At 69.0% G+C, this 19,013-nt stretch carries 26 protein-coding genes; 1 reads left to right on the top strand and 25 read right to left on the bottom strand.

The genetic code is table 11. The features are described from left to right. Positions 1-9 precede the first annotated feature (9 nt). The 22 genes from ACZ4UU_RS16575 to ACZ4UU_RS16470 form a co-directional block, all read right to left on the bottom strand. Positions 10-972: a phage tail family protein gene (locus ACZ4UU_RS16575; RefSeq protein WP_468040459.1), complete on the bottom strand. Its 963-nt coding sequence runs from the start codon at positions 970-972 to the stop codon at positions 10-12. Next, a complete protein-coding gene (locus ACZ4UU_RS16570; RefSeq protein ID WP_468040457.1) occupies positions 973-3,729 on the bottom strand; it encodes a hypothetical protein in 2,757 nt (918 codons plus the stop codon). It abuts the gene before it with no gap. Between the two features lie 136 nt (positions 3,730-3,865). Then, positions 3,866-4,312, bottom strand: coding sequence for a hypothetical protein (locus ACZ4UU_RS16565; RefSeq protein WP_468040455.1), 447 nt, complete (start codon positions 4,310-4,312; stop codon positions 3,866-3,868). 12 nt (positions 4,313-4,324) lie between these two features. Next, positions 4,325-4,675, bottom strand: coding sequence for a hypothetical protein (locus ACZ4UU_RS16560; RefSeq protein ID WP_468040454.1), 351 nt, complete (start codon positions 4,673-4,675; stop codon positions 4,325-4,327). Positions 4,676-4,833: 158 nt separating this feature from the next. Continuing rightward, positions 4,834-5,316 carry a phage tail tube protein gene (locus ACZ4UU_RS16555; protein ID WP_468040452.1) on the bottom strand — a complete coding sequence of 161 codons (483 nt, stop codon included), beginning with the start codon at positions 5,314-5,316 and terminating at the stop codon, positions 4,834-4,836. After that, the gene (locus tag ACZ4UU_RS16550) at positions 5,316-5,495 is read right to left on the bottom strand and encodes a hypothetical protein (RefSeq protein ID WP_468040450.1); all 180 of its coding nucleotides are present in this window, start codon (positions 5,493-5,495) and stop codon (positions 5,316-5,318) included. Before ACZ4UU_RS16550 ends, ACZ4UU_RS16555 begins: the two co-directional genes overlap by 1 nt. After that, positions 5,492-5,824 (bottom strand): hypothetical protein, encoded by a 333-nt coding sequence (locus tag ACZ4UU_RS16545; RefSeq protein ID WP_468040449.1) that lies wholly within the window; start codon positions 5,822-5,824, stop codon positions 5,492-5,494. The genes ACZ4UU_RS16550 and ACZ4UU_RS16545 overlap by 4 nt, the downstream gene beginning before the upstream one ends. Before the next feature lie 8 nt (positions 5,825-5,832). Next, positions 5,833-6,264 carry a hypothetical protein gene (locus ACZ4UU_RS16540; protein WP_468040447.1) on the bottom strand — a complete coding sequence of 144 codons (432 nt, stop codon included), beginning with the start codon at positions 6,262-6,264 and terminating at the stop codon, positions 5,833-5,835. A 21-nt stretch (positions 6,265-6,285) separates the two neighbouring features. Further along, entirely contained in the window at positions 6,286-7,107 is an 822-nt protein-coding gene (locus ACZ4UU_RS16535; RefSeq protein WP_468040446.1) for a hypothetical protein, read from the bottom strand. Between the two features lie 14 nt (positions 7,108-7,121). After that, a complete protein-coding gene (locus tag ACZ4UU_RS16530) occupies positions 7,122-7,532 on the bottom strand; it encodes a hypothetical protein (RefSeq protein ID WP_468040444.1) in 411 nt (136 codons plus the stop codon). After that, positions 7,529-7,876 carry a hypothetical protein gene (locus ACZ4UU_RS16525; protein WP_468040443.1) on the bottom strand — a complete coding sequence of 116 codons (348 nt, stop codon included), beginning with the start codon at positions 7,874-7,876 and terminating at the stop codon, positions 7,529-7,531. Before ACZ4UU_RS16525 ends, ACZ4UU_RS16530 begins: the two co-directional genes overlap by 4 nt. Before the next feature lie 62 nt (positions 7,877-7,938). Further along, entirely contained in the window at positions 7,939-9,426 is a 1,488-nt protein-coding gene (locus ACZ4UU_RS16520) for a phage major capsid protein (protein WP_468040442.1), read from the bottom strand. Next, complete coding sequence (locus ACZ4UU_RS16515; RefSeq protein ID WP_468040440.1) at positions 9,426-10,421, bottom strand: HK97 family phage prohead protease; 996 nt, start codon at positions 10,419-10,421, stop codon at positions 9,426-9,428. Before ACZ4UU_RS16515 ends, ACZ4UU_RS16520 begins: the two co-directional genes overlap by 1 nt. An 11-nt stretch (positions 10,422-10,432) precedes the next feature. Continuing rightward, a complete protein-coding gene (locus tag ACZ4UU_RS16510; RefSeq protein ID WP_468040439.1) occupies positions 10,433-11,827 on the bottom strand; it encodes a phage portal protein in 1,395 nt (464 codons plus the stop codon). 2 nt (positions 11,828-11,829) lie between these two features. Further along, a complete protein-coding gene (locus tag ACZ4UU_RS16505; RefSeq protein ID WP_468040437.1) occupies positions 11,830-12,072 on the bottom strand; it encodes a hypothetical protein in 243 nt (80 codons plus the stop codon). Beyond that, positions 12,054-13,463, bottom strand: coding sequence for a terminase large subunit domain-containing protein (locus ACZ4UU_RS16500; RefSeq protein WP_468040435.1), 1,410 nt, complete (start codon positions 13,461-13,463; stop codon positions 12,054-12,056). The genes ACZ4UU_RS16505 and ACZ4UU_RS16500 overlap by 19 nt, the downstream gene beginning before the upstream one ends. Positions 13,464-13,530: 67 nt before the next feature. After that, complete coding sequence (locus ACZ4UU_RS16495; RefSeq protein WP_468040434.1) at positions 13,531-14,073, bottom strand: phage terminase small subunit; 543 nt, start codon at positions 14,071-14,073, stop codon at positions 13,531-13,533. Beyond that, positions 14,021-14,290, bottom strand: coding sequence for a hypothetical protein (locus ACZ4UU_RS16490; RefSeq protein ID WP_468040432.1), 270 nt, complete (start codon positions 14,288-14,290; stop codon positions 14,021-14,023). Before ACZ4UU_RS16490 ends, ACZ4UU_RS16495 begins: the two co-directional genes overlap by 53 nt. Beyond that, complete coding sequence (locus ACZ4UU_RS16485) at positions 14,287-14,517, bottom strand: hypothetical protein (RefSeq protein ID WP_468040430.1); 231 nt, start codon at positions 14,515-14,517, stop codon at positions 14,287-14,289. The genes ACZ4UU_RS16490 and ACZ4UU_RS16485 overlap by 4 nt, the downstream gene beginning before the upstream one ends. Continuing rightward, positions 14,514-15,317 carry an HNH endonuclease gene (locus ACZ4UU_RS16480; RefSeq protein ID WP_468040428.1) on the bottom strand — a complete coding sequence of 268 codons (804 nt, stop codon included), beginning with the start codon at positions 15,315-15,317 and terminating at the stop codon, positions 14,514-14,516. The genes ACZ4UU_RS16485 and ACZ4UU_RS16480 overlap by 4 nt, the downstream gene beginning before the upstream one ends. Before the next feature lie 801 nt (positions 15,318-16,118). After that, on the bottom strand, positions 16,119-16,358 hold the full coding sequence (locus tag ACZ4UU_RS16475) for a hypothetical protein (RefSeq protein WP_468040427.1): 240 nt from the start codon (positions 16,356-16,358) through the stop codon (positions 16,119-16,121). Positions 16,359-16,651: 293 nt separating this feature from the next. Then, positions 16,652-16,903, bottom strand: coding sequence for a hypothetical protein (locus tag ACZ4UU_RS16470; RefSeq protein ID WP_468040425.1), 252 nt, complete (start codon positions 16,901-16,903; stop codon positions 16,652-16,654). 126 nt (positions 16,904-17,029) lie between these two features. Here ACZ4UU_RS16470 and ACZ4UU_RS16465 point away from each other — a divergent pair, with 126 nt between their 5' ends. Further along, positions 17,030-17,602: a hypothetical protein gene (locus ACZ4UU_RS16465; RefSeq protein WP_468040423.1), complete on the top strand. Its 573-nt coding sequence runs from the start codon at positions 17,030-17,032 to the stop codon at positions 17,600-17,602. A gap of 75 nt (positions 17,603-17,677) precedes the next feature. Here the strand turns inward: ACZ4UU_RS16465 and ACZ4UU_RS16460 are convergent, their stop codons facing one another. The 3 genes from ACZ4UU_RS16460 to ACZ4UU_RS16450 all read right to left on the bottom strand — a co-directional run bounded on the left by ACZ4UU_RS16460 (position 17,678) and on the right by ACZ4UU_RS16450 (position 18,997). Next, positions 17,678-18,343: a DUF4145 domain-containing protein gene (locus tag ACZ4UU_RS16460; protein WP_468040422.1), complete on the bottom strand. Its 666-nt coding sequence runs from the start codon at positions 18,341-18,343 to the stop codon at positions 17,678-17,680. A 179-nt stretch (positions 18,344-18,522) separates the two neighbouring features. Beyond that, a complete protein-coding gene (locus ACZ4UU_RS16455; protein ID WP_468040420.1) occupies positions 18,523-18,777 on the bottom strand; it encodes a hypothetical protein in 255 nt (84 codons plus the stop codon). A gap of 4 nt (positions 18,778-18,781) precedes the next feature. After that, complete coding sequence (locus tag ACZ4UU_RS16450; RefSeq protein WP_468040418.1) at positions 18,782-18,997, bottom strand: hypothetical protein; 216 nt, start codon at positions 18,995-18,997, stop codon at positions 18,782-18,784. Between the last annotated feature and the right edge of the window lie 16 nt (positions 18,998-19,013).

Genomic DNA, 19,013 nt, shown 5'->3' with positions numbered 1-19,013 from the left:
TGGCCGCGGTCAAGCGGTCTCGTAGCGGGGATTGAACGTCAAGTCCACGGCCGAGCCGGTGCCTGCGCCGTCGAGCTGGAAGGTGACGGGGTTGTCCCCGGGATCAAGGCCCCACAGGGTGGCGGCCGGCCAGTTCAGGGCGCCGACCCAGTTGTCGCCGTTCTCGAAGCGGACCTGCACGGGATCGGTGCGGACGGTGACCTGCTCACCGGCGAGGAGGCTGCCGTGTCCGATCGCCGCGGCGTCGGGATCCAGCACGAAGGACTCATTCGTGTCGGTGCGGGTGAAGGTCACCAAGCTCGCCGGGCCAGTGATCGTCCAGGTCGGCCACACCATCACATCGCCGGGGTTGGTCACCACCGTGGCGCCCAGGACCTGCGAGGAGGACACCGACGGGTACGGCTCCAGGAAGTCCTCGCCAACTCCCTGCTCGCGGTGCACCATCACCGACGCTGTATCCACCCAGTACGGGTCCTCGCACCACAGCGTGGCCACGGCCGAGTCCCAGGTGATGCCGGTCGCGACCTGCCCCCGCCCGTCCCACCCGTCCTGGTAGTGGACGGCGATCGTGCGCCGGGTGCCGTCCGGACGCGCCACCTCAAGCGTGCCCGGGCCATCGCGCAAGGTGCGGGTGAAGGCCTTGCCCAGAGCCCGCCAGTTCGCCGTGAACGCCATGTGGTCGGCGCCCTTCACCAGCACCGGCCACACGATGGTGCGCGGCTGCGGCTGCACATGCCGCAACCGGGCACCCCCACGCGGATGCGGATCCGACGTCAGCGCATACGGTGCCGCCCCCAGCCCGGACACGCCCTCAGCCAGGGTGTACCAGTCGGCGGCCAGGTCGGTCATCGGCCAGCGAGTACCCGCCGGATCGATGTACGTGACCGAGGCGTAGCCGACCTCCGGCAGATCGACTGGCGGTGGGGTCTCCGGCTCCGGAGTGACAACGGCTGGCGCTGTGATCAGGGGCATCTATCGGGGCCTCCCCACGCGCTGCCGCGCCTCCTCCTGCCGCTGAAGCAGCCGCAGGTCCTCCACACTGATCACCGACTTGCGCGGGTACACGTTGTACGTCACCCCCGCGTGCCCGCTGGATGCGGTCACCTTCGTGGCCGCCGGTGCGGCCGGCAGTCCTGCCCTGGGCGCCCCCCGCCCCGTGGGCAGAGTCATGCTGTTGATGGCGTCCATGAAGTCGACGCCGTACTCGCGCACGGCGGCGGCCCGGACGATGTACTCGTTGCGGGACGCCAGGATCAGGTTCGAGTCGGACGTATCGGTTCCCTCACCCCCGATGAGCCCGCCCCCGGGATAGCCGACCAGGCCGCCGGTGGCGTAGCGGCCGGACGCACCGAGGAAACTGGCGCCGTCGCTGCGGTAGTGCGCCGTGATGGTGACCGTCTTGCTTTTGACCGTGGCCAGTTCGTTCCTGGCTTGGCGGATCTTCCGCTTCAGGTCTTCGATCTCACCGCGGATGTGCGCCCTCTTCTCGCTCGGCGCTCGCCGCAGCCGTTCCTTGGCTTCGGCCAGCTTGGCCTTGAGATCATCAAGGTTGCCCTTCAGTCTGGCCGTCTTGTCGGGCGTCTTGAGGATCTGGTCAGCCAGCGCCTTGGCCTCCTGACGGGTCAGACCCATCTGCATGGCGTTCTTGATCAGCTGCTGACGGCCACGCTCGTAGATGCCGGAGACCGTCTCCCACGACGCGCCCGACTCGCGGGCCGCGCCGGCCGCCTCGTCGGTCTTCGCGGCGAGATCGTTGAGGGAAGTCGCCGCCGCGCGCTGCTTCTCCGTGTTGAGGACGAGCTTGCCGCCCTGCATGTCGAGCACGCCCGCGTTCTCGACGGCCGCCTTGGTCGCTGCGTCGAGGGCAGCCTCGAACCCGATCATGCCCGACAGCCCTTGCCGGTTCACGTCGTTGAGCGCCTGGATCGCCTGCCGCAGCCCGTCGGCGCTCGCCTTCTGCGCGTCGAGTTCCTCCTGCACCCTCTGCGCCTGCGCGCCGAACAGGCCCATCGACTCTGCGGCGAGCCTGTTCTCCAGGGCCTGCCCGGCCAGCGCGTCGTTGTAGTCGTTGAGCTGGTCACGGAGCTTGCTGGTGTCCTTGCCCTGCGCCTCAAGCTGCTTGATGGTCTCGTTCAGGGCGGCAGCCGCCAGCTCCGCATTGCCACCAGACACCATCGAGGCCAGGGCCTGATCGAGCCCGTCGATGTCCTCCTTGGCGTTCTTGACCGGGGTGCTGTCCCAGTCGCCCAGACCTCCCAGGGTCACGATCCACTGCTGCACCGCGTCGACGCCCTGCGGGTCGGTGACCTTCTGCAGGCTGTCAGCCAGCCCGCCAAGGTCTTTGCCGAACACGCGGGCGGCTTCACCGCTGACCTTGCCGGAGTCCCCCAGCTCCTTCAGCGACACCGCCAGTTTGTCGACGTCCGGCTTCGGCTTCCGGCTGCCCGACGACAGCGCGTCGAGGCCGATGAGCAGCAGCCCGATGCCGGTCCCGGCGATGGCGAGCTTCGCGGTCTTCGACAGGGCTCCGATTGCCGCCGACGTTCCGGCGAGAACGCCGGGTGCGCCCTGCGCGGCGGCCCGCATGGCGCCGATCTGCACACCGAGCGCAGCCACAGCGGCGCTCGCCACAGTACCGCCGGCCGCGGCGAGGTTCACCGCCTTGATGGCAATCGCCAGCTGCAAGACCGTGGCGATGGCCTCCGGCGGCACCGCGGAGACGATGCCGGACAGGACGTTGATGACTTCGAGCATGCCGATGCCGACACCGGATCCGGCTTCGAGGACGTTGAGCAGCGCCTCGGCGACGTTCTCCAGCGTGTCGAACACGATCGGGCCCGCACTCTGGGCGTAGTCCCACCACTGCTGCAACTGGCCGCCGTCGAAGTCACCGGATTGCAGCTTGGCCAGGTACACGGTCAGCCGGTCGATGCCGCGGTCGAGGGTGTTGTTCGTGAAGTCGGTGAACTTCCCGGTGAGCGCGTCGAACCCCGGCGTGCTGATCGCACCGCCAACCAAGGTGATCAGCCGGTCGAACTGCGTGCTGGCGCCCTTGACCAGGCCCGTGGTCTTGGGCAGCAGTGCGTTGGCGACCGCGACGCCCTTGGTGAACGGGGCCATGGTGTCTTCGGCCAGCGCGTCCGAGAAGTCCTTGTAGTTGTCCTTGAGGAGGCCGACCGCTACCGCCGCTTCACGCGTCGCCGGTGGCAGCTTGGCCAGCTGCCGCTCGTACTCGATCTGCGCCTTGACGGCCTCCTGCGAGTGGGCGCCGGACTTCTCGACGGCCTCGTCGTACTTCTGCTGCGCGTCGACGGCCTCGCCGAGCGCGGCGACCTGCGGTCCGAGCGCGAGAGCGTAGGCGCCGGCCGCGACCCCGGCGGCGCCGAGCTGTCCGGCGACCGCGGCCGCCGAGGACGCCAGGCCCGCGGCTGCCGGGATCGCGGCGGGCAGCAGGCTGATCAGGTTGGCCTTGAGGGACTCGCCGAGCTTGTCGGCCGAGTCGGACAGATTGGTCATGCTGCGCCGGACGATGGACGCCCGGTCGTCGACGATGCGCTGTGCGTCGGCCAGGGACAGGAACTGTCCTTGCAGGTTGCGCAGGTTGCCGTCGGCGTCGGCCGTGATGCCGGCCAGGCGCAGCCGCAGCCGGTCCGCCGAGTCGGCGGTGCCGTTCATGACCCGGGTCAGTTCGTCCCGTCCGGCGAGGGTGAAGGTGAGGCGCTCCGCCATCGGTCACCTCCTCACCGTGTTGCGACGTGGTGCCGTACCCAGGTCACGGCCGATTCCAGTTCCTCGCGGGTGAGCTGGCCGATCTCCCAGGGCCGGATGTGCAGGTAGTGCGCGAGCAGCCACCGGTACTCGGTGATCAGTCCTCGGAGGCCTTCGGCTGGCGCATCAAGTGGTCTTTTCCCAGGGCGTCGAGAGCAGCGTCGACGTCATCCGGGTTCTGGGCCAGCTTCCGCAAATGCGGAGTGACGGCATCGATCATGCTGTCCTCGCTCTTGGCGAGGGCCTCGCGCATGAGGTGGGTCAGGGCCTCGTCGATCTCGGCGCGGGTGATGCGCGCCTTGAGGCGACGGCGCCAGCCAGGCACGTCGAACTCGGCGAACTTCAGGGCGGAGTCGTCGCGCCGGCGGAACGCCCACACGACCGCGCGCATCGCGGTGGGGTCCTGGGCCTGCAGCCGCGCCTCGATAACCCGCCAGGGGACGTCCCCCATGGCCTCCTCGATCGCGGCCGCCTCAAGAGCCGACAGGTCGTCGGTGGACAGCCACTTCTCGGTGCCGTCGTCCTGAAGGTGGGTGATGATCACGTGTTGCTCTCCTTACTCAAGGTCCCGGCGGACATCGCGCAGGACCCGCTCCACCTCGGCCTGCATGCGCGGGGTGCCGGTCTGCACCGTGTGGGACCACCAACCGGCGGGCCGGGCGGTCTGCGTCACCCACCGCTTCCGGTTACCGAACACCGGATGCCTGAGCCGGCCTTCGTCGATGCGGGCGACCACGCCCATCGTGATGTCCGCCGGTAGACGGGAGCGGTCCAGCCACACGCGGGCGCTCGCCCTGCCCGCCTGCCGGACACTGATCCGTACAGCGCCGGCGATGTTCTTCCGTAGCGGCCTCGTGGTCGGCGAGGGGCCGCCGCGCGACTTGCGGCCGGTGCTGGATAGCCGCACGGAAACGATCGCCTTCTGAAGATCCCGGTGCAAAGGTTCAGCTGCTCTTCGCACTCGTCGCGCCAGGTTGCGCTGCAACCGTGGCCCCCCTGCGGAGCGCAGTCGGCGGCTGAGCTGCCCCAGCTGCGCGGTGCCGAGGATCTCGACTGAGCGGGGCATCAGGCAGCCGGGATCGTGACGTTCTCGGCCGGCTCGGACGTGATGGCGAACTGCGCCATGATCTGAGCCGCGGTGTCCAGTTCGCGGATCTTGGCCTGCGAGGTCACGGTGACCGGATAGACGTCCATGGTCTGGGCCTCGACGTCGCCCTCGTCCATCCACACGATGAAGCCGGTGTCTTCGCGGTTCAGGAGCGTGCGCACGTCGTCGCCGTCCTTGGATGCCCAGAACGTCAGCGACGAGTCAGCGGCGGTGATCTCGCCCCCGACCACGGGCGTGAACCGCGAGCCGAGCGCAGGAGTGGCCACCGTGCCGGACGTGGTCTGCCAGCCCGACATGGCGCCGGTCTCGGCCTCCAGCGCCGTGCCCGCGTTCAGCTCGGCGCGAGAGGGCGCCGCCTTGTTCGCGATCGTCGGCACCCACAGCACCTTCGTGGTGCCGCGCCGGTAGTAGCGGATCGACGCATTGATCGGAGTGGACATCAGCTCTCGTTCCCTTCCGGGGCCCGTCGGCGCCGCTTGGGCGTCGGCGCGGTTTCGGTCTTCGTCTGCGGGCTGTCGTCCAGCTGCCAGCCCGATGCCTGGTAGTGCGGCACCGATGCCTCGTTCACCACGATCGGCTGGTCCGGCAGGTCGGGGTGGCGCATCGTCACGCGGCTCATGACACGGGCACCCGGACGACCGCCACCGTCACGGAGGTGACATCGTCGTAGGAGATCGCTGCCCGCCCGGTGGCCGGGTCGCGGTAGTCGTTCGTGATGGGGATCGCCATCTCGGTGCCAGCGGCGACGGCGATTGCCCGGTCGGCGATCGCCAGCCCGTTGACGGTGCCCGGCGTCGCGAGCGTCACGGTGTGGCTGGAGGCGTCGTCGTTCTTGACCAGCAGCAGCACACCGGCCCCGACCTGGCAGGTGTCCCCGCCGCCCGCCGCCGCGGTGTAGGTCACGGCGGCGCCGGTCAGCGGCACCACGGTGGTACTCAGTGCAGCCATGTCTCTCCTTAGGTGAAGGCGCGGCCGGCCACTGTCAGCAGCAGCCGGGCCACCGCGCCCTGGTCCGTCTGATCCGGTTGCAGCCGGGTGCCTTCGATCGCGGCCTCCAGCGACCGCAGGCCGACACTCGGGTCCGCGCGCAACAGCGCCTCCAGGCGCGCGGCGATCTCGTAGACGCGGTCGCGTGCGGCCTTCACGTCGGTGGCGCCCCGGTTGCTGATCGCGGCGACCGTGACCTCGAACGTTTCCTCACGGCCGGTGCCCAGATCCGACCAGCCGCCGACGGTACGTGCCGCCTCGAAGTCCCCTTCGGGATCGCCGTCAAAGCCGACGATCAACCAGTCCGATGCGGCGTCGTCGGTGACTTCCGGCCCGTCGGCGATCCGAACACCTTCCAGTTCGCTGTCCGTCTTCGCCGCTGCCACCAGCGCATCGATCAACTCGGGGACTCTCGAACCCATTTACGCACTCCCTGGGGGCAGCCTGTCGGGCTCCAGGAGTTCCAGGGCCCGGTTGGGTACGGCGTAACCGAGACCGGGGATGGGCTCGGTTACTGAGTAGTCGTCGCCGCCTCCGGCGAGGCCGCCGCGGCTCGGACGCTGCGTGCGCCACAGGTGCTGGAGGATGATCCGGCCCGCCTGTGCGATGTTCGCGCGGATCACGGTCCGGCCGACGGTGTAGGTGATGCGCAAGGGTCCGGTCAGCATTCCGCCGTCCTTGCGCTGGACGACGCCGGTGTCCTCGTCAAGGTCGAGGTCATCCGGGTCGTAGGAGGTGCCGCTCGTTAGGATGGGCACCAGGGAGGTAAGCGCGAGCGCGGGCGTCTGCCTAAGCACGCGCACCGTCGCAACGCCGAACGTGTGGCGCTCCGTCACTGTGCGCGGCGCGACTGGTCCGACGAAGTGCTCAACGACCATCGTGGTGGCCGCCATCCAGTCGCGGATCTCGGCGTCGTCCGTCGCGGAGTCCCGGATGTTCAGCTGTGCCTTCGCGTCCGCCAGCGAGAACATGAACCCCGGGTCGGCCGGCCGCACATCGAAGATGTCGGTGTAGGACGACGCCGGGTCGGTGAACTGCCAGCGCACCACGTGCCGTCCGGCCTGCACGGTGACGTAGTCGACGGTGTACTTGCCCACCGTGGCCGGGGGGTTGGTCACGGCGGGACTGGCGGTAGTGCCGTCCGGCAGGCTGATGGTGAGCGTGACCGAGTCGGCGTTTGTGAGCGTGCCACCCGCGTCGGTGCAGTTGGCGGCGAGGCGTACGGCGCCACCGAGATCGATCACGGCTCAGCCCCGTCTCAGGCGCGTACGGGCGGCATGTGCCGCGGCCAGCCCAGCAGGACCACCGCGCCGTACACCCCGCCGGTCACCGGGGATCCCGACACCGTGGACACGACCCGCAGGTACCGCTGATGGCCGGTGTAGCCGATCTCGTGGACCCGTTCATCGTTGGCCGTCGTGATGGCGGGCTCCGCCCCTTGCAGGAACTCCGTGGCGACCGCCGTCCAGTCCGAGTTGTTCGGTGAGTCCTGCACCTCGATGGTGTGCGTGCCGTCAGTAACCGTGCCGACGTGCACGACGATCATGGCCGTCCGGGCGGCGTCGCCATCCACCAGCCGGTCCACCGCCGCGCCCGTGACGGTCGCGTCGTACACGGCCGGGGCGATCGACGGCTTCGCCACAGCGGTGTTGTACAGGCTCTGCCTCATGACGCGTTCCCCTCCTGCTTGTCCGCGTCCTGCGAACCGGCCTGCTCGGTCTCCTGCTTGGTGTCCGCCTTGGGCGCCTGCTCGGCGGTCGTCCGCTTGGCAGGCTTCGGCTTGGCGGCTGTCGTCTTGCGTGCAGGCCGCGACAGCGAACGCCGGCGGCCGGGCGCGGCCGAGGTGTCCTCAACGCGGGCGCGTTCCTGTACGTGCGTCTCGGCGTCCTCGAAGAGGTGCTCCCGGCCCTTGATGATGGGGTCGTCTTCGCTGACGAGGGTGCCGGTCCGCATGACGCGAGGCAGACCGCCCACCGACGCCGCGAACGACGCCTTGCACCGCTTGATCGCCATTGCTGGCTCCCTTCCGGAGCACGGGCCCCAGCAACGGCCGGGGCCCGTGTCACATCGTTGAATCAGGCGGCGGTCTCGACGTTCAGCAGCCGCATGCCAGCGTTGTTCACGCTGTCGGCGCCGACGCGGTAGTACGCGTACCAGCCGCGCTGACCGGTCGGCCGCCGGTTCGAGCCGACGAGGTGCGGGATGAACTCGATCGTCATCCCCAGCCTGTCGGCGATCACGTAGTTCGTGAGGTCACCGAAGGCGAGGATGTAGTTGTCCGCGGTCGCGGCCGCGCTGAACGCGCCGTCCATGTCCTCGGACTCGCGCGCCGGGTAGCCGAGCAGCTCGTTGGGCTGCCCGTTACCGATGCGCTCCCACAGGTCGGCGCCGCCGGAGGTGTCGAACTGGCGCACGAGGTTGTAGATGGCCTTGTTCGCCATCCACGAGCCGTTGCGCCGGTACCGAGCCGGCAGGCTCTCCTCCATCTTGTAGATGTCCGCCGCGGCGAAGGTCTCGGCCGTGGTCGGAGCCACCTCGCTGGACGTGCCGGCGAGGGCGGTGACGAGGCCGGTCGGCTGGCCGGAACCGGTGCCGACGGCGAAGGCCTCGGCCTCCAGGATGTCCTTGCCCTCCGCCAGGAGTCGGCCGACTTCGGTGGTGACGTTGGCCTCGTCCATCAAGGCCTCGATGCTGATCGGCACGAACCCGTCCGCCTTGTGGACAGGCACCGACGGCTGGTCGAACGTCGGCGCGTTGTCTCCGGCCTCCGAGCCTTCCGCCGCCCACCGCCACGACACGGCACCGGCGCTGACGCCGTTCCAGACGTCGCCGGTCGCGACGACCTTGCGGGCGGCCATGCGGATGTCCGACTTGGACCCGTCGCTCGTGAGGATGATCGTCGGGTCCAGCTGGAACGGGACCAGGTAGCCACCCTGGGTGTCCGTGAGGGACATGGCCCGCTCCAGGGCGCGCTGCTCGTCCCCCGTGATCAGGTGGGAGTGGCCGCGGGCCATCTTCGACCAGGCGCGCAGGTACTCCGGCGAGGACGTCGCCAGGCACAGCTTGGCGATCGTGGCCTCTTCGTCGTCCCAGCGCTCCAGGATGTCGGTTGCGGTGGAGCGGATGCGGTCGTTGCAGCCCCGCATCTTCTCGATTGCGGAGAGGGCGCGCGAGCGGAGCTCGGTGCCGATGTCCTCCTTGGACCGGCCGAAGGTGCGGATCTCGGAGAGGTCCCAGGGGTTGCGGAACCGGTGGTTCTCCACGCTGTCGGGGTGGAGGATCGGGTCCAGGTCGTAGGAGTCGCGGGAGTTGAGCGGTGTGCCGCCCTCCACCTTCACTGCGGCCGGGCCGCGGTCGATGGTCGATGTCGCGGAACGCACCCGCTCCAGCGAGGCCTTGCGCTCCAGCTGGCGGCGGTGCTGGTCGACCTCGGCGAACTCCCTGGTGAGTTCGTCGAAGGACTGCTCGTCCTCCGCCGTGAGCTCGTCCTTCTGGCCGAGGCGCTCCAGTTCTTCCTTGATGTCGCGCAGGCGGATGACTGCCTGCGAGTGGCTGAGCTGCATCACTCGTCCTTGGTGGTGATGTGCGCGAGCCGCTCGTCCATCAGGCCGGTGATCTCGCGGATCTGGTCCTTCAGGCGAGTGGTGCGCGCAGACGGTGACGGGTGCTCTGGGGCGAGCGGCGCGTCGGAGGTGATCAGCGGGTGGCCTTCTTCGGCCGGCGCGCTGGGTGTTGCGGTGGTACGTGCGGGCAGGTGCCCAGGGGGCGGCGTGCTCGGCTTAGGACGGGACGGGACGCCAGCGGGCGGCTGCTCCTCCCCGTGGTCTGGTTCGCCGAACAGCAGGGCGCGCGCGACCTCGCGGCGCATGGCAGGGTCTTCGAGGCCCTGCTGAACGGTCAGGTTCTGGGCGAGGCTGTGGCGCAGCTCGCGGGTCATCTCCCGGTCGGCTGCGATCTCGTGGGCGAGGCCTGCGGCCCGCACGTCGACCGACGTGCCTGCGTAGGCGGGGAAGACGACGGGGCCGAGTTCGTGGACACGGACCTCGACGAGGGTCCGCTGGAGGGGGCCACGGTCGCCTGGCTTCCACAGCAACTTGGAGACCTCGACGGGGCTGAGGACCTTGCCGTCCTTGTCGCGCCACTCGTCTCGCAGGACGTTGAACCGGAAGCTCATCCCCGTGATGGACCGCTCGCGGATTGCGTCCCGGACCGGCTCGATGAGCCAGTTGTCCGAGAGCCGGGCGCGCACGTAGAGGCCCTGGTCGTCCTCGCTGAGTTCCTCGATTGCGCCGATGGGGATCGAGCCGATGAGCCGGTGGTAGCCGTGGTCGAACTGGAGGACCGGAGTCTTCTCACGGATCGACTTCCTGAAGGCGCCCTTGCGGATCTGCTCGGTGAACTCGCCTTCCCACGAGTCGATCTGGGTGGGCTGGTCCCAGACCGCCGCGTAGCCCTCCAGCGTCAGCCCGTCGCCCTGGTCGCCGTCCTGCTCCGCGCGGAAACTGAACGGGACGGAGCGTTCCAGGGCCTGCCGCCGCATGGCGTCCATCGGGTCCATGGGGTCGTCTCCTAGCTCTCTACGGCGGGGGTGGAAGCGGGCAGGTCGATGCCCTGGCGGGGGTGCAGGTGGGGGGCAAGGGCCATGGCCAGGGCGCGAAGCGCTCCTGCGTCGGGCTGGGTGGTGCCGGGCGGCTGGAGCTGGACGCTGAAGAGACCCGTGTGGGACAGCAGCGACCAGTCCTCGGCGTCCACGGCGCGCTGCACGGACTCGGGGGTGAACCCGGCGTCGACGAGGGTGCGGATGGTCTGCGCCTGCCGGAAGCTGATCTCTGCGGCGTCCTTGCGGTCCTCCCGCAAGAAGGGGACGTCGCGGGCGTCGTACCAGAGCCGCACCGCCCCGGAGGTGGACTGGGCACGCACCAACCGGGCCAACGAGCCCGCCGCGTTCTGCCACAAGGGGTGAATCGTTCCGTCAGCGAAACGCCTGCGGGCCTGCGAGTAGTTCGAGTAGGTGGCCGCCGCCAGGCCCTCGGACAGGCCCACGATGACCGGAGGCACGCCAGCCGCCGCGGCGATCCTCGTCTCCCCGGCTCCCTGCACCGTCGCGAAGTCGAGCTCCTTCATGCTGGAGCCGACGACGGTGACGTCGGCGCCGCCGCCGATGTACATCGTCTTGCCGGCGTTGCGGGGCCCCTTGTGCTCGGCGTCCAGGCGGGTCTGGAACTTGGCCAGCGCGTCGGGCCTGACCTCGCGGTCGAACGCAACGATCACGTTGGGGGTGGCCCGGTTCTCGAAGTGGGCTTCCTTGTGCGCCGACATGAGGTTGTCGTTGCGGATCTCGCGCATGAGCGGCGTCATCCACGACATGCCGCGGAAGGTGGCGAGGGGGTCGGCGCGCGGCGCGAAGTGGCACACCTCGTCGGTGAGCAGCGGCACCGGGTCAGCACCGGGCTCGCTGTAGAGGTAGCCGAGCCGCCTCCAGCCGAGCACGCCGCCCCGGAACTGGCGGGGTTCGAGGACGATGTCCACCCAGTCCGGGCGCAGCCGTACGAGGTCGCCGTCCACCCCGGTCCAGTAGCTGTTGCCGACCAGATCAGCGTCCTGGATCATCCGTACGAGCAGGTCCTGCGTCGTGCCACCAACCCACGGTTCTTCCAGCGGCAGCAGGTCCGTGTTCCCGAACATCTCCGAGGGCCGACCGTTGTTGAGGCGCTGCCACTGGAAGCGGGCTGCGGAGAACACGTCCTGGCGCACGGCGAGGCAGGCGAACAGGACCCCATTGGTGGCGGCCTGGATCGCGTAGCCGGTGAAGTCAGCGGGCGCCTTCTCGCGGGCCTGGCCAGGCATCGTCTGCTGCACGGCCAGCTGCGGGACGGTGTAGGTGTTACCCGCGTACTGGACGGCCTGGATGTAGTCGTCGATCGTCGAGATCGAGCGGCGGGCCGCCCGCCACAGGGTCACCACGTCTACGGCCTCCCGTCACCCGTGTCGGGCTCGGCGACATCCGCGACGAGCAGGCAGTAGGCGGCGAGCAGGGTCCCGGCAACGATGAAGGCGAGCGGCAGCCCCCACCGCAGCCCCACCCCGGCGGACACCAGCCCGCCGCCGGTCCAGATGCCGATCCGGCTGCGCGCGAGGCGGCTGACCTTCGGCAGGCGGAGCGTCCGTCGCTTAGGTAGCTGCGGACGCTTCAGGCGTAGGCGACCCACGGCTCGATCTCCTCCTCGTTGTCAATACGCGGCAGGGCGAGGAAGACCGCCATGACCATGGCGATGCAGGCGTCGATGTGGCGCTTGGACTTGCCCTTGGACAGCCGCCAGCCGCGATCGGTGTCGCGGGTCGCAGCAGCGAGTACGTGGTCAGTGAGGACCGGGTCGTCGGCGTGCACCAAGGCGCGGTCGGTGATGGTCCGGTAGGCGTCCTGGCAGGCGGGCACCATGTGGCTGGCGGACTGCGGAAACTCCGCCATCGGCAGGCCTTCGTCCAGCAGGACTTCGGCGCTGCGCTGGAAGTACGCCGGGTCGTAGGCGACCGTGACGAGGTTCAACTCCCGGTGCCTCTTGCGCAGGTGGTTCTCCACCGCCGCGACGTCGATCGTCGTGACGCCCTTCTTCGGCGTCCACACCCTCGCCTGCACACGGACCTTGCCGTCCTCGCCGAGTTGGGCGACAACGACGGCCACCGAGTCGTGCTTGTACGCCATGTCGACGGCCGCGTACGCGGGCGCCTCGGTGTCGAACTCCACCTCGCCGGCGCAGGCCTCCCACGCGCCGGGCGGCAGCCAGGACTCCTCCGCCCGGGTCCACTGGCCGAGGTTGTAGCGGCGGTACTCGAACTCGGGGACCTGGTAGTACCGACGCACCGTGTCGTCGACCCGCACGAAGGCGCCGGCCGCCGGATTCGCGGCCATGACCGCGTCCCGCAGCTGGTCAGGGTCCAGAAGGTCAAACTGGCCGTCCTTGACGCCGTAGTGGACGAACAGGAACCGGTCGTCGGCGATCTTCCCGGCGTTGACCTGGTAGCCGTAGAGGTGCTTGCGGCCGGCCAGCGAGTCGAGGTCGGCGCCCGGCGTGGTGGTGTTCAGCACGAGGGAGTTGGCGCGCTTGACCAGACCATTCGCGATGACCAGGTGGACGCGCTCCTTACCGCCGGTCCACTCATGGATCTCGTCGGCCGCGAACATCGACGGGCGGGGGCCGTCGTTGGTGCCCGCCACCGCGGCGATCTTGTAGGCGCGGCCGGGGCCGTTCCTGACGAGAATCTCCGCCTCGTACACGTCAACATGGTGCTTCAGGGTCGGCGACTCGCGGCAGCAGTGCTTCATGTCGCCGAACAGCAGGTCGGCCTGCTCGAACGAGGCAGCGCCGACGGGGATGATCGGCGAGCCCTTCGGCCCGAACAGCGGCGGCCCCAGCAGCTCGAACAGCATCACCCACCCGGACAACGGCGTCTTACCGTTGCCCTTGGGCACTTCGAGCATCGCCTCACGGAAGCGGCGCTCCCCGGTGACCGGACTGTACTCGTACAGCCAGTACAGGAACTGCTTCTGGAAGCGGAGCAGCCGTACGGGCTGCCCGAAGTAGTCGCCCTCGCCGTACACGCAGTGCTTTTCGATCCAGCGGCAGACGATCGGTCCGTGCGTCGGCCAGCCCAGCGAGCGAGGGGCGCTAAGCGGTCTCGCTGTCGTCGAGGACCTCGCCGTCGATGACGTCGAAGCGGGGGTCGTCATCATCATCGCCCCCGCCCGTGAACTCGCTGTTCAGGTCGGCGAGGCTCTTGGCCGCCTCACCGAGGGTGACATTCAGCGACAGCCGGGCACGCGGCGACAGCCCGAACCGGTCTTCCAACTGCCGGATTTCCGCCTGCGTGACCTGCGTGTGCCGCAGCAGCGGGTGCAGCACCATCTGCCCCTTGGAGCCGCGCACCATGTGGCCCTGCTCGCGAACCGTACGGTTGGTGCGCTCCAAGTCGTCGTACAGGCGGAACAGCCGCTCCAGCGCGGTCAGATCGGATACGGGGTCGGCCAGTTTGGCCACCGGTGACGACCAGTAGTCCGCCCACCGGTCCCGCGTCGCTTTCAGCAGCCCGGCAGGAGGTGACGGCGGCTCCGGAACATCCATAGCGGCCTCCGCGACGACCGCCATGTCCTTCGCGGCGTTACGGCGCTGCCGCTTCTCCGGGTCCTTGCGGGCTGGTCCTCTCCCCGCCATCAGGACCTCCCGCCTCACCCGGCCGGTACACGTCGATCCCGTCGACACCCAAGACGACCAGCCACTCAACGTCCGGCATCCGCTCACGCAGCCGCTCCGCGATGTACTGCGCCTGCATTGGCCTGATGTCGCCCGGCAACCTGACCAGCACCTTGTCGCCAGGCCGGATGACGCTCAGCTCCGCCTCGACGATCCGCACGTCCACCTGCTCGCTCACCAGTCGGCCTCGTCGGGCTCGTAGCCAGCGATCCAGAACCCGACACGCTCGCGCAGACGCCGCACGGCGCCCAGGTAGGCCCATCGCCAACGCCGGTACAGCGACGGGCGTGGAGTCGCCAGCGGAGGCTCCACGCCCGGAGGCAGCGGCACGCCGGCGTCGAGCAGCTGTTGCACCGAGACCGGCACATGAACGGACATGCGCTTCACGCCGAACTCGTCGCTCATCTCGTGCGCTCCTCTTCCGCAGCCTGCCAGCTACGCAGCACCTCGTCGGCCGGGTCCGGCTCGTATCGGTCGAACCAGCGGCGCACGTACTCCTGCCACTGCGGAGGCCGCTCATTCATGGCCCGCAGCAAGCACGTCTCCTCCGGCCACCACAGCACCACCGACCGGGCCCCGTACCGCTGCCGGTAGTACGCCCGCCGCTTGCGCTCCGGCGCCGTCGAGATGACCCAGCAGCGGCGCACCTTGTGGTTACCGAGCAGCAGCCGCTCCAGCGCGGCGTCCCGGGCCTCCGTGACGATCGGCAGGTGCGCCTCGATGAACTCGTACGTCCCGGCCAGGCTCATGGCCTCCGACAGGGCGTCCAGGTCCAGGACCAGATCGTCATGGTCGGCGTGCTCGCTGATGTACCGGTTCTTGCCCGCGCACGGCGGCCCGGCGACGAGGACGACTTCCAGGCCGGGCGCCCGCTTGTCCGCCATTGATGAGCCGCGGGCCGAGTTGCACGACCGGCACAGCACGCGCAGTTCGCCGGACTGCTCTCCGCCGAGGCCGGTCGGGACGATGTGGTCGGCAGTCAGGTTCTCCGCCGGGTGGGGGTCGCGCTGCCAGCCGGGGCACACCCAGCCGTGCTGTTCCACGTGGGCCCGTACAGCGTCCGCGCGGCGGATCCGCTCCCGCCGCGTGTACCCCTGGCGCGACCGGGGCCCGGCGACGACGCGGCGGCGTCCGCCCTGGTCGCAGCGGGGGCACTGGCCTCGGACGGGCAGTCGGCAGCCAGGGCAGATCTTCGGCGGCTGCATGATCACCGCCCGGGAAAAAATCGTCGAGCCACGTTCGCAGTGAATAGCGATGCATGGATATGCACTGCATAGGTATGCGACTGATCCGCTAGCGTTCACTTCGCCGGATCAGCCAGACCCGTACGCGAGAGCGGCAGCCAGCGGAGCGGGGTCGCCGGAGGCGTGGGCTGTCTCGCGAGGGGTTGACCCCCCTCCCCTGCTGACCCATGCACCACTATGTCCGTTTCGCCAGATTCCCGCGTTGATCGGAGTCGGTGAGTGCATGGCGATGCAGGGATATGCAATGCATGAGTATGCGTTGGTCTATCCATGGGTGATCCACTATGCAGGGCTATGCATGGCGGGTATGCACGGGTGGGGCGCCGGCATGCCCTGCCGGGGCCGGGGATGGGCTACCCGTCTGCCCGGACCGGGCGGTCCGGGTGGTCCGGCGGGCTCGGTGTGCGAGGTGGCTGTTCGAGCGGTCGTACGGGTTACCGCCGAGCCAGAGGGGTTGGGGTTGGACCTGGTCGACCACGGCGCTCCACGGGTATCGACCTCGTTGCCGCACTACGCGCAGTGGGTCTCTTCGGTCAGGACTTGGGCGTCGACGCGCATGCGGCGCAGTTCGGCCCTGGACTGGCGGGGGTTGAAGGCGAGGGGCTGGACCATGCGCACCCCCGACGTGCGGGAGCCCGGCTCTGCGGCCGGGCTCGGGATGCTGCTCGGTGGGTGGCTGGCGGGGTGTTGAGACCTTGCCGACATCGGTGCCACCGTCTCAAAGAATGAACGGCGTCCCGATCTCTGTCAAGCAGTCGCAGGTCAGACCCCTTGACAGGTGGGGCGCTTGGCCTCCTGCTGGGTTACGGCGTCGGCTACGTCGGCGAGGTCCCACAGGGCGAGGCGCTGGCCTCGTGAGGGGTTGGGTATGGAGTCGGCCGGGGTGATGTGACGGCGGCGCGCCCAGTCCCGGTACTGCTTGGGCGTGAGGCCGAGGGAGTAGGCGGCCTGCGTGGTGGTGACGAGGGGCCGGCCGTCACGGCCGGTGCGCGTGGTGCTCACGCTCCCAGTGTGCCCGCGCCGCGGTGGGGTTACGGCTCGTGCAGCACCCAGCAGTCAGCGACGTCCCCGGTCTCAGGATCCCTGGCGCACTCCCATGGAGTGGTAGACCCAGTCGGGGTCACGGAGTCTGCCGGTCGTTGTTCTCCGTCATCTGATGTGAACAGCATGACGAGCCCTGCGAACGCAGCCACGGCCACCAGCGTCGCGGGGATGAGCAGCAGCCCCACGAACGTGAACTCTTGGCGAATCCACCTCAGAGTTCTCACGACGTCCCCTCGTAGCAGTGAGTGGCCTCACATGTCTCCGAGGACCTCGCGGCGGGCGGCTGCGGCCTTCCGGTTGAGGGCGCCGGTCATGCGGAAGAGGGCGACGGTGAGGGCGAGGAAGCCGGCGGCCAGCATCACCTGCGTGATGACGCTGACGATGCGGATGTCCTGGGTGGCCACGGCGATCATCAGCAGGATGAAGTTGCCGCAGATCCACGCGAACCAGATGCGGAGCTTCTCGACTCTTACGGCCGTCTGTACGTCCCTGTACTCGGACACTGCGTCCCCCAACGGTTGTGACGATGGAGGCATTGTGACGTGATGTGCGTCAACTGTGCAGGCTCGTGACGGTGTTGTGACGCGGTGCGGCTGACGGAGACGGTTGCTCGCGGGCAGACTGGCGCGGTGGTTGATCCGATCAGCGTGGCCGGCCCGTCGGCGGCGAAGGCTCTGACCTCCGTCTTGACGAAGCGGCTCCAGTCCAAGGCCGGTCTCCGTCTCGGAAGCCGGGACGAGCGGCGGCAGGTGTATGAGCGCTTCCAGGGGGCTGTGACGGAAGCGGTCACTGTTCACGTGGCCGTGCGGGTGGAGCACCACCTGCACACTGTGTGGCTAGGGAAGCATGTGTCCATTTCCTTCAGGCCTTCAGCTGCATACGCGGCAGCCAGCGAGGCCACCGCCTCGCTGCGCCACGCAGAGAGCGAACTGATCCAGTCGTACCTTGATCTGCGGCTTGTGGCGAACCCTGAGCCGCTCCGGGCGGCCGACGCCATCATCGAACGGCTCGAAGAGGTGCAGAACCTGCACCTTGCCACCAAGCACACGAAGGTGATCGCGGCGGCCAACCAAGTCTTCAATGCTCAGCGGGAGTTCACAGACGTGTGCCGCGATGACCTCTGGTACCTGCCCAAGCGGTGGCAGATCTACCGGAAGGCCTGGTGGACCGCCCGGCGGTGGCGCCGGCACAAGCCTGCCTGAGAAGGTTGCCCCGTCGCTGGACGGCGAGGGGGCTCTTCTCGGTGGTCCTGCCTGGCCTCCGTAGCAGGTGCGCCGTTACCCCCCGTTGCCCTGCTTCCGTTCGTCGTGCCGGTCCTTGAGGCGCTGGAGCTTGGCGGGGCGCTGGAAGACCTCGTCCATCAGTGCATCCATGAACTCCAGGATTGCCTCGCCGTCATCCTGCGAGATCGGTTCATCGCCGATGTCCCCGTGCGCGATGCTGTTGCCATCGCGGCGAATCTGGTGGCTCGCCTCTGCCGTGAGCGTACTGATGAACCCACTGTCCCGCAGTTCGTCGATCTTAGCGACGATGCCGTTTACTGTGATCCCCTTCGCCTTCGCGGTTGCCTCCACCACTGAGCGAGCCAAAGCGACCGCCCCTCGGGCAGCGCCGATGCTCAGGCAGGCGTGCGCCTCGGTAGCCGTCGCTGCAATCTCGGCCGGTACATCCGGGAAATCCGGTCGTCGGATGCGTGTGGGCTCCCATTCGAGTTCCGAAGTGGCCAGTGCCCCTTTCACTTCGGAAGCTCTCACGTTCCTGAGATCCGTCCACCCGATCGAGAGCCGTCGGCAGTTCTCGTTCGGGCACCGAAACGCCGCCATGTACAGGGGTGCATGCCCGTGTGCGTACCGCCTCGAAAGGACGGAGGGTAGTTCGTACGGGTCCAACACCATGGTCATGTGGGCGCGGTCACCGCACCAGCCGCAGATCGTGCTCGCCATGGGAGGACGATACGGGCAACAACTCATCTTTGCTCGGGAGTTTGCCCAGCGCTTGTTGGGTGGGCCGGGGTTCTACCCCTCCCGGGCGCACGGGGTCGCGCGGCCCACCCATGACGCAGGCGGTGTACGGCCACCTGGGACGCCTGCCCCTCTCAAGGGCTCCCCGTCAGCGTACGCCGTCAGCCGCCGATCCAGACGAGCACGCGGCCGTGCTGCCGGATCGCTGCGATCAGCTCCGTAGCGCCGTCGACGCCTGCGTCTGCGAGCCCTTCAAGGTACGGAACGTCGTCCCCGCTCAGCTCGTACTCCGCGCCGTGCAGCGTGCCGTCGTGCCCCCAGAACCGCTGCGCGACGGCTCGCTTCAGTGCGTACGGGAGGTCGCTGGCTGGCGGCTCTTCCTTGGGCGCCGGGCGCCAGTACATAGACGCGCTCATGGACTCATCCTCCCGCAGGATCCGGCGGGACGACGACCGTCAGGTAGGCGCGGGTGCCGTCGCTGTCGCGCATCGGCCGGTAGGAGGCCGGGCCGCAGTTCGCAGCCTGTCGGAGTGCGGCGACCAGCTGGCGTACGGCCGCGTCATCACCCATCAGCCGTACGTCGACCGGCGAGGGCCCGCCCTTGCTGCTGGCGCTGCGCGCGGGTCGGTGGGTCACAAGCGTCCGCCTTCCT

It is taken from the genome of Streptomyces sp. NPDC028907, assembly GCF_055564995.1.
The sequence above is the reverse complement of the archived record's forward strand: the minus strand, read 5'-3'. Positions and strand labels throughout refer to the sequence as shown.

Coding starts and splice junctions, on each gene's coding strand:
- ACZ4UU_RS16460 (WP_468040422.1), bottom strand. CDS start 18,343: ATGGCGAGCACGATCTGCGGCTGGTGCGGTGACCGCGCCCACATGACC.
- ACZ4UU_RS16520 (WP_468040442.1), bottom strand. CDS start 9,426: ATGCAGCTCAGCCACTCGCAGGCAGTCATCCGCCTGCGCGACATCAAG.
- ACZ4UU_RS16480 (WP_468040428.1), bottom strand. CDS start 15,317: ATGCAGCCGCCGAAGATCTGCCCTGGCTGCCGACTGCCCGTCCGAGGC.
- ACZ4UU_RS16550 (WP_468040450.1), bottom strand. CDS start 5,495: ATGAGCCGCGTGACGATGCGCCACCCCGACCTGCCGGACCAGCCGATC.
- ACZ4UU_RS16555 (WP_468040452.1), bottom strand. CDS start 5,316: ATGTCCACTCCGATCAATGCGTCGATCCGCTACTACCGGCGCGGCACC.
- ACZ4UU_RS16495 (WP_468040434.1), bottom strand. CDS start 14,073: ATGGCGGGGAGAGGACCAGCCCGCAAGGACCCGGAGAAGCGGCAGCGC.
- ACZ4UU_RS16575 (WP_468040459.1), bottom strand. CDS start 972: ATGCCCCTGATCACAGCGCCAGCCGTTGTCACTCCGGAGCCGGAGACC.
- ACZ4UU_RS16485 (WP_468040430.1), bottom strand. CDS start 14,517: ATGAGCGACGAGTTCGGCGTGAAGCGCATGTCCGTTCATGTGCCGGTC.
- ACZ4UU_RS16570 (WP_468040457.1), bottom strand. CDS start 3,729: ATGGCGGAGCGCCTCACCTTCACCCTCGCCGGACGGGACGAACTGACC.
- ACZ4UU_RS16545 (WP_468040449.1), bottom strand. CDS start 5,824: ATGGCTGCACTGAGTACCACCGTGGTGCCGCTGACCGGCGCCGCCGTG.
- ACZ4UU_RS16530 (WP_468040444.1), bottom strand. CDS start 7,532: ATGAGGCAGAGCCTGTACAACACCGCTGTGGCGAAGCCGTCGATCGCC.
- ACZ4UU_RS16455 (WP_468040420.1), bottom strand. CDS start 18,777: ATGAGCGCGTCTATGTACTGGCGCCCGGCGCCCAAGGAAGAGCCGCCA.
- ACZ4UU_RS16525 (WP_468040443.1), bottom strand. CDS start 7,876: ATGGCGATCAAGCGGTGCAAGGCGTCGTTCGCGGCGTCGGTGGGCGGT.
- ACZ4UU_RS16515 (WP_468040440.1), bottom strand. CDS start 10,421: ATGGACCCGATGGACGCCATGCGGCGGCAGGCCCTGGAACGCTCCGTC.